This window comes from uncultured Stenotrophomonas sp. (assembly GCF_963519925.1).
GTDB classification, from domain to species: Bacteria; Pseudomonadota; Gammaproteobacteria; order Xanthomonadales; family Xanthomonadaceae; genus Stenotrophomonas; species Stenotrophomonas maltophilia_AE.
The window spans coordinates 1-6203 of sequence record NZ_CAUQPH010000179.1 but is presented as its reverse complement, the minus strand read 5'-3'; the positions used below and the strand labels follow the sequence as shown (position 1 = coordinate 6203).

Below are 6203 nucleotides of genomic sequence, written 5' to 3'. Positions count from 1 at the left end.
AAAGGAGGAAGGGGGCGGCCGCAGGCCGACGCCGGGGGAAATTCGCCCACAAGGGTACGGCGGCCCCGCGCTCGCCCCACCGGCAGCCGCTTTTCAGCACCAATTGTCTGCATCCAATGCAGCGCGCAGTGCGGCGACCGTGTTGGCGTCGGTCTGGGTCCAGTCGTTGTCCAGGCCGCGCAGGTCAGCATTGCGATAACGCATCCCCGAGAGCCGGACCGCCTTTGCAGACGCGTGCAGTTCGCGGCAACCGGTGGTTGTCGCGATGTCCGTGATGTTGTCCGGGCCGATGCCCGCGCCGGCCATCACCGCCAGCCGATCACCTGCCTGCGTGACCAGCCGGGCCAGCATGTCGCTGCCCGCTTGTGCACTGGCCTGGCCGCCGGAACTCAGTACCCGCTGGCAGCCCAGCGCGATCACCTGCTCCAACGCCGCCGGCAGGTCGCGCGCGGCGTCGAAGGCGCGGTGGAACGTCACGCCCAACGGGCCGGCCGCCGCCACCAGGTCACGGCACAGCGGTACGTCGATGTCGCCCGCCGCGTCCAGTGCCCCGATCACCACACCGTCGCAGCCCAGCTGCCGGCACTGCGCGATGTCGCGCAGCATGATGTCCGTCTCCAGCGCGTCGTAACGGAAATCGCCCGGGCGCGGCCGGATCAGCACGAACAGCGGGATCTGCAGGCGCTCCCGCGCCACGGCGATGCTGCCATGCGAGGGCGTGGTGCCGCCCTCCGCGAGGTTGTCGAACAGCTCGATGCGGTCTGCACCGCCCTGTTGCGCGGCCAGGGCCGATGCAACCGAGTTCGACGCAATCTCGAGGGTGTGCCTGGCCATGCTCAGGCCTGCTCGCTGGTGTAGACCGATGCGGAATCGCGCAGGTCGTCCTGGCGGTCCTTGTCGCACACCGCATAGATGAAGCCACGGTGCAGCGCATACGCGCCTACCTCGCCGTCGCGGCCCAGCGCCAGGAAGCATACCTGCAGGGTCTTGCTGGCCTCCGGTCGCTTGCGCACCACACGGGCGATCGCTTCGCGACAGGCCTCTGCCGGCGAACGCCCCTGCCGCATCAGTTCCACCACCAGGAACGAGGCCGCGTTGCGGATCATCTCCTCGCCCACGCCCGACGCGGTCGCCGCACCCACCTCGTTGTCCACGTACAGACCGGCACCGATGATCGGGCTGTCGCCCACCCGGCCGTGCAGCTTCCACGCCATGCCGCTGGTGGTGCAGGCACCGGCCAATTGGCCCTGCGCGTCGATGGCCAGGATGCCCAGGGTGTCGTGATTGCTGCTGTCGCCGGGACGGGTACGCCGCTCGGCATTGATTTCCGGCGTGTACTGCGCTGTCTTCAACCACTCGCGCCACGCCTTCTCCGCCGCCGGGGTCAGCAGCTTCTCGCGGCGGAAGCCCTGCTGCACGGCGAACTGCTGCGCGCCCTCGCCCACCAGCATCACGTGCGGGGTCTGTTCCATCACCTTCCGCGCCACCGACACCGGGTGCAGGATCTCGGTCAACGCCGCCACCGAACCGCACTGCCCGTCACCGGCCATGATGCTCGCATCCAGGCTCAGCACACCGTCACGGTCCGGATTGCCGCAGCGCCCCACCGTCGGGTTGCACAGCTCGCTTTCCGCCCAGCGTGCGCCGGTCTCCACCGCGTCCAGCGCGCTGCCGCCGGATGACAGTACCTTCCACGCGGCCTGGTTGGCGCCCACGCCGAAATCCCAGGTGGACACCACCCGCGCGCGTCCGCTGCTGCTGGCCTGCACCCGCGGAAATGCCATGACACCTGCCGCCAGCGCACCGGCCTGGAGGAATTGCCTGCGATCAGTCACTCGTTGCTCTCCCACTGCCATGAACCGGCCCGGGAAGGCCGGGAAAGAATGCTTACGCCGCCGCGCAGCGGTGCTCGGCGTGCCACACCGCCGCGCCGATCACGCCCAGCTCGCCATGCTCGACCCGCCACACCGGTACCTGTTCCAAGACCCGCCGCATCACGCCCTTGGCGAGGAAGCGGCTGCGGAAGTGGCCGTCATCGAGGAAGCGGGCGACGTGGCTGGAAATGCCGCCCGCCAGGTACACCGAGCGCGCGCCGAAGGTCACCGCCAGATCGCCGGCCAGGCTGCCCAGCCATCCGCAGAACACGTCCAGCGTTTCCACCGCCAGCGCGTCCTCGCCCGCGTGCGCGGCGGCGATCAGCGCTTCGGTCGAGGACCACTGCGGGGTCACGCCACGGATCGCGCACAGCGCGGGGTACAGGTTCATCAGCCCGCTGCCGGACAGGATCCGTTCGTTGTCCACGTGTTCCCAGCGCGCCAGCATCTGCTGCAGCACCTGCAGTTCCAGTGCGGTGCCAGCGCCCAGTGCCGCGTGTCCGGCTTCGCTGGCCAGCACCGCACGGGCGCCCGCCTCGAAGCGCAACGCGCCGCCCAGTCCCGTGCCCGGCCCCAGCACGAGCGCCGGCCAGCGGCCGCCCGCGGGCGGGTCGCCGTTCAAGGGCACCAGCGTCTCCGCGGCAACGTGCGGGATCGCGTACGCGACAGCCTCGAAATCATTGATCAGGTCGAGCGTGGCCAGTCCCGCCTCACGCCGGGTGGCCGCCACCGACACCGGCCATGGCAGGTTCGTGTTGACCAGATGGTCGCCTTCCAGCACCCCCGCAATGGCCACCACCGCCGTGCCCGGCGCAGGCGCCTGTGACGCGCGGAACGCGGCGAGGATGGCCGCCAGGCTGGCGAAGTCGGCGCAGGCATAGCGGCGCAGGTGGCGGATGCGCGGCGGCTGGCCGGGCACCACGTCCGCCAGGGCCAGTCGCGCATAGGTGCCGCCGACATCGGCGACGATCAGCGTGTCGCCGTGCGAACCCGGGCGAGGCGGCGCGATCGAACCCTCGGGGTGGACCGGATGGGCGTCCGGAAACGGTGTCGCAACGCTCACTCGCGGGCCTTGGGTTGTGTGGAATGCATCGCCGGGATTTTCGGTGATCGGGTCTGCTTTGCAAAGCCATGGTGGGCCGTACCTGGGCGTATTGGACCGCTTGGTTGCCAGGCAGGGCCTGGCACTACGGCTTTGCGTTCTGCAGGCGGTAGGTGGTGCTGGCGGTTGCGGTGGGGCCGTCTGCGTGTGCGGCACGCACCTCCACCTTGTGCGCACCGGTCGCCAGGTCGGTCGGCAGTGCGCCGCGCCACAGGTGCGGTGACGGGGTGGCCTCGGGCGAGCGGTCGAAACCGCGCAGGCGCTCGGCGCTGTCGTCGGCGACGTTTTCGGCCAGCAGTCGCGGGTCGGGCTGCTCCACCCGCTTCATCTCCTGCCAGGCGCCGTCGTCGACCCGGTACTCCACGCGCGTGTCTTCCTGTCCCATGAACACGTTGGCATACACCCCCCATGCCGGGTAGGCCCCCTTGCGCAGTACCTTGGGCGCGTGCAGGGCGATCTGGTAGTCGTCGGGCGCGCGCGCCACGTAGTAGCGCAGCCCGTACTCACCGCCCGGCTTCACCGACAGCACCGCATAGCCGTTCGGGGTGCCGTCGCTCATGGTCGCATCGGGAATGCCGCTTTCGTCCTTCACGCCAGACCAGAACGCACCGCACGCGGCACCTACGTTGTACTCATGCAGCGGCCTGCGGCCCTGCCAGCCCTCCGCAGCGCCATGGTAGTAATGCTGCTGGGTGTGGCTGTGCCCGCTCAGCACCAGCACGTTCGGGAAATCCTTGAGAAGCGCGAACAGGCGCGCGCGGTCGGCATGACGGAAGGTCTCGCGGCCCGGCGCGGCGTCGAACAGCGGAATGTGCATGCCCAGCACCAGCAGGCGGTCGCGCGGGACACTCTTCAGGTAATTGGCCAGAAAGGTGAACTGGTCCGGGCGCAGGCCGCCGACGTACTTCGGCTTCGCGGCAGGGTCGTAGACCACGTCGTCGAGGAACACGAAGCTCGCCCCGCCCTCTTCCACCGCATAGGTGTCCGGGCCATAGACCGCGCGCCAGCTGTCCAGCGAATGCCGGTCATCGCCGGCATCCATGTCCAGGTCGTGATTGCCGGGCACGTGGAACCAGGGCACCTGCAGCTGCGCGGTGGCCTTGTTGATCTGCGGGTACAGCGACAGGTCGTCATTGACGATGTCGCCCAGCGTGGTCCCCAGCCGTGCCGGATGCTTGCCGATGATCGGTTCGACGATGGCGCGCTGGTAGTAGCCCACGTCCTGGCGGCTGGCGGCCTGCGAATCGGTGAAGACCAGCATCTCGAAGCCGTCGCGGGCGGCGTCGGCATCCTTCGACGGCTCCAGCGCGAAGTCCCAGTTGCGCAGGTTGCTGCCGGTGGCGGCGATGCCGTTGTACTTCAGCCGCGGCGAGCCCTGCGGCGCGTAGTGGCGCCAGTAGCCGGGCATGCCATTGGCCGCGACCGGGAACTGGAATTCGTCGGGTTTGATCACGAACACGGTCTGGCCGTCGCGCACCGGCAGGCTGTAGCTGCCGTCGGACGCGGTGCGCACGATGACCTCGCCGTTGGAGACCTGCACGCCCGCCAGTGCCGGGTCGGTGGGGCCGCGCCCGGGCCTGCCGTCGCGCTCCTGGTAGACCTTGCCGGTCACGGTGGCCTCGCTGGCCCAGGCAGGTGCGGACATCAACAGCAGGCAGGCCAGCCAGGCAGAAGTGCGGGTCATCGAGGCGTTCCGTAGGAGGTGGGCGATTGTAAAGCCGCACATCATCGCGGGTAGCCCGTTTCAGCAACGTTAAACGGCAGCGGCCACGCTCACTTCGCGTGGCGGGCCACCAGCACGTCGACCGCATCCTGCAGCGACAGGCCGCGCGCGCGCAGCAGCACGGTCAGGTGGAACAGCAGGTCGGCCGATTCCCCCAGCAGCGCGTCATCGTCCTGCACCACGCCGGCCAGCGCGGTCTCCACCCCTTCCTCGCCCACCTTCTGGGCGATGCGGCGCAGGCCCTGCTCGAACAGCGACGTGGTGTAGCTGTTGGGCGGGCGCTGTGCTTCGCGTTCGCGCACCAGTGCGTCCAGGCGACCGAGGAAGTTGCCGGGTGCCTGCGCGAAACAGCTCTCGCTGCCGGTGTGGCAGGTCGGCCCGGCCGGGCGGGCGCTGACCAGCAGGGTGTCACGGTCGCAGTCCACGCGCATCGCGACCACCGCCAGTACGTTGCCGGACGACTCGCCCTTGGTCCACAGCCGCTTCTTGCTACGGCTGTAGAAGGTCATGTGGCCCGTCTCCAGGGTCAACGCCAGCGACTCGGCGTTGGCATACCCCAGCATCAGCACCGCCAGGCTGTCGGCATCCTGCACCACGACCGGCAACAGGCCGTCGCCCTTGGCCCAGTCCAACGTCTGCAGGGCCTCGCGGGAGGGCAACACCTCAATAGACATCTCGAACCTCGATCTGTTGCGTGCGCAGGAACTGCTTCAGCGCGGGAATGGCAATGGCGCCACTGTGGAAGACACTCGCCGCCAGCGCGCCGTCGACGTCGGCCTGGTCGAACACATCGGCGAAATGCTGCATGTCGCCGGCACCGCCGGAGGCGATCAGCGGGACCTGGCAGGCGGCCCGCGCCTGGCGCAACTGGGCCACATCGTAGCCACGGCGGACGCCGTCGCTGTCCATGCAGTTGAGCACGATCTCGCCGGCGCCCCGGCGCTGCGCCTCGACCAGCCAGTCGAGGGTGCGCACGGGCACGGCCTGGGTCTTGTCCGGATCGCCACTGAAGCGGCGCACGCGCCACTCACCGTCGGGCTCGCGCACCGAATCGATGCCGACCACCACGCACTGCACGCCGAACTCGTCGGCCAGCTCGGTGATCAGTTCCGGGCGGCCCAGCGCGGGCGAGTTGATCGAGATCTTGTCGGCCCCGGCGAACAGCACCCGGCGCGCGGTCTCGACGCTGTCGATGCCACCGGCCACGCAGAACGGAATGTCGATCAGGCGCGCGATGCGCTCGATCCACGCCACGTCCACCGAGCGCGCCTCCGGACTGGCGCCGATGTCATAGAACACCAGCTCGTCCGCCCCCTGGTCGCGGTAGCGCTGGGACAGTTCGGCGATGTCGCCCATGTCGACGTGGTCGCGGAAGCGCACACCCTTGACCACCCGCCCATCGCGCACGTCCAGGCACGGAATGATCCGTCGGCTCAACATGCCAGTGCCTCGGCCAGGTCCATGCGCTGCTCCAGCAGCGCCTTGCCCAGCACCGCGCCGGCGC

General features: G+C 69.4%; 6 protein-coding genes. All 6 read right to left on the bottom strand.

Going from position 1 to position 6203, the window contains the following annotated elements; genetic code table 11:
* Nucleotides 1-93: 93 nt before the first annotated feature.
* On the bottom strand, nucleotides 94-834 hold the full coding sequence (locus tag RWO33_RS18575; RefSeq protein ID WP_314106716.1) for a copper homeostasis protein CutC: 741 nt from the start codon (nucleotides 832-834) through the stop codon (nucleotides 94-96).
* Nucleotides 835-836: 2 nt separating this feature from the next.
* Nucleotides 837-1835 carry a N(4)-(beta-N-acetylglucosaminyl)-L-asparaginase gene (locus tag RWO33_RS18570; protein ID WP_314106715.1) on the bottom strand — a complete coding sequence of 333 codons (999 nt, stop codon included), beginning with the start codon at nucleotides 1833-1835 and terminating at the stop codon, nucleotides 837-839.
* A gap of 52 nt (nucleotides 1836-1887) precedes the next feature.
* Entirely contained in the window at nucleotides 1888-2883 is a 996-nt protein-coding gene (locus RWO33_RS18565; RefSeq protein ID WP_314106717.1) for a glucokinase, read from the bottom strand.
* Between the two features lie 178 nt (nucleotides 2884-3061).
* A complete protein-coding gene (locus RWO33_RS18560) occupies nucleotides 3062-4660 on the bottom strand; it encodes a calcineurin-like phosphoesterase family protein (protein WP_314106714.1) in 1599 nt (532 codons plus the stop codon).
* Between the two features lie 89 nt (nucleotides 4661-4749).
* A complete protein-coding gene (gene hisIE, locus RWO33_RS18555; protein ID WP_314106712.1) occupies nucleotides 4750-5373 on the bottom strand; it encodes a bifunctional phosphoribosyl-AMP cyclohydrolase/phosphoribosyl-ATP diphosphatase HisIE in 624 nt (207 codons plus the stop codon).
* Nucleotides 5363-6139, bottom strand: a complete 777-nt coding sequence (gene hisF / locus RWO33_RS18550; protein WP_145477818.1) for an imidazole glycerol phosphate synthase subunit HisF — start codon at nucleotides 6137-6139, stop codon at nucleotides 5363-5365. Before hisF ends, hisIE begins: the two co-directional genes overlap by 11 nt.
* Nucleotides 6140-6203 lie beyond the last annotated feature (64 nt).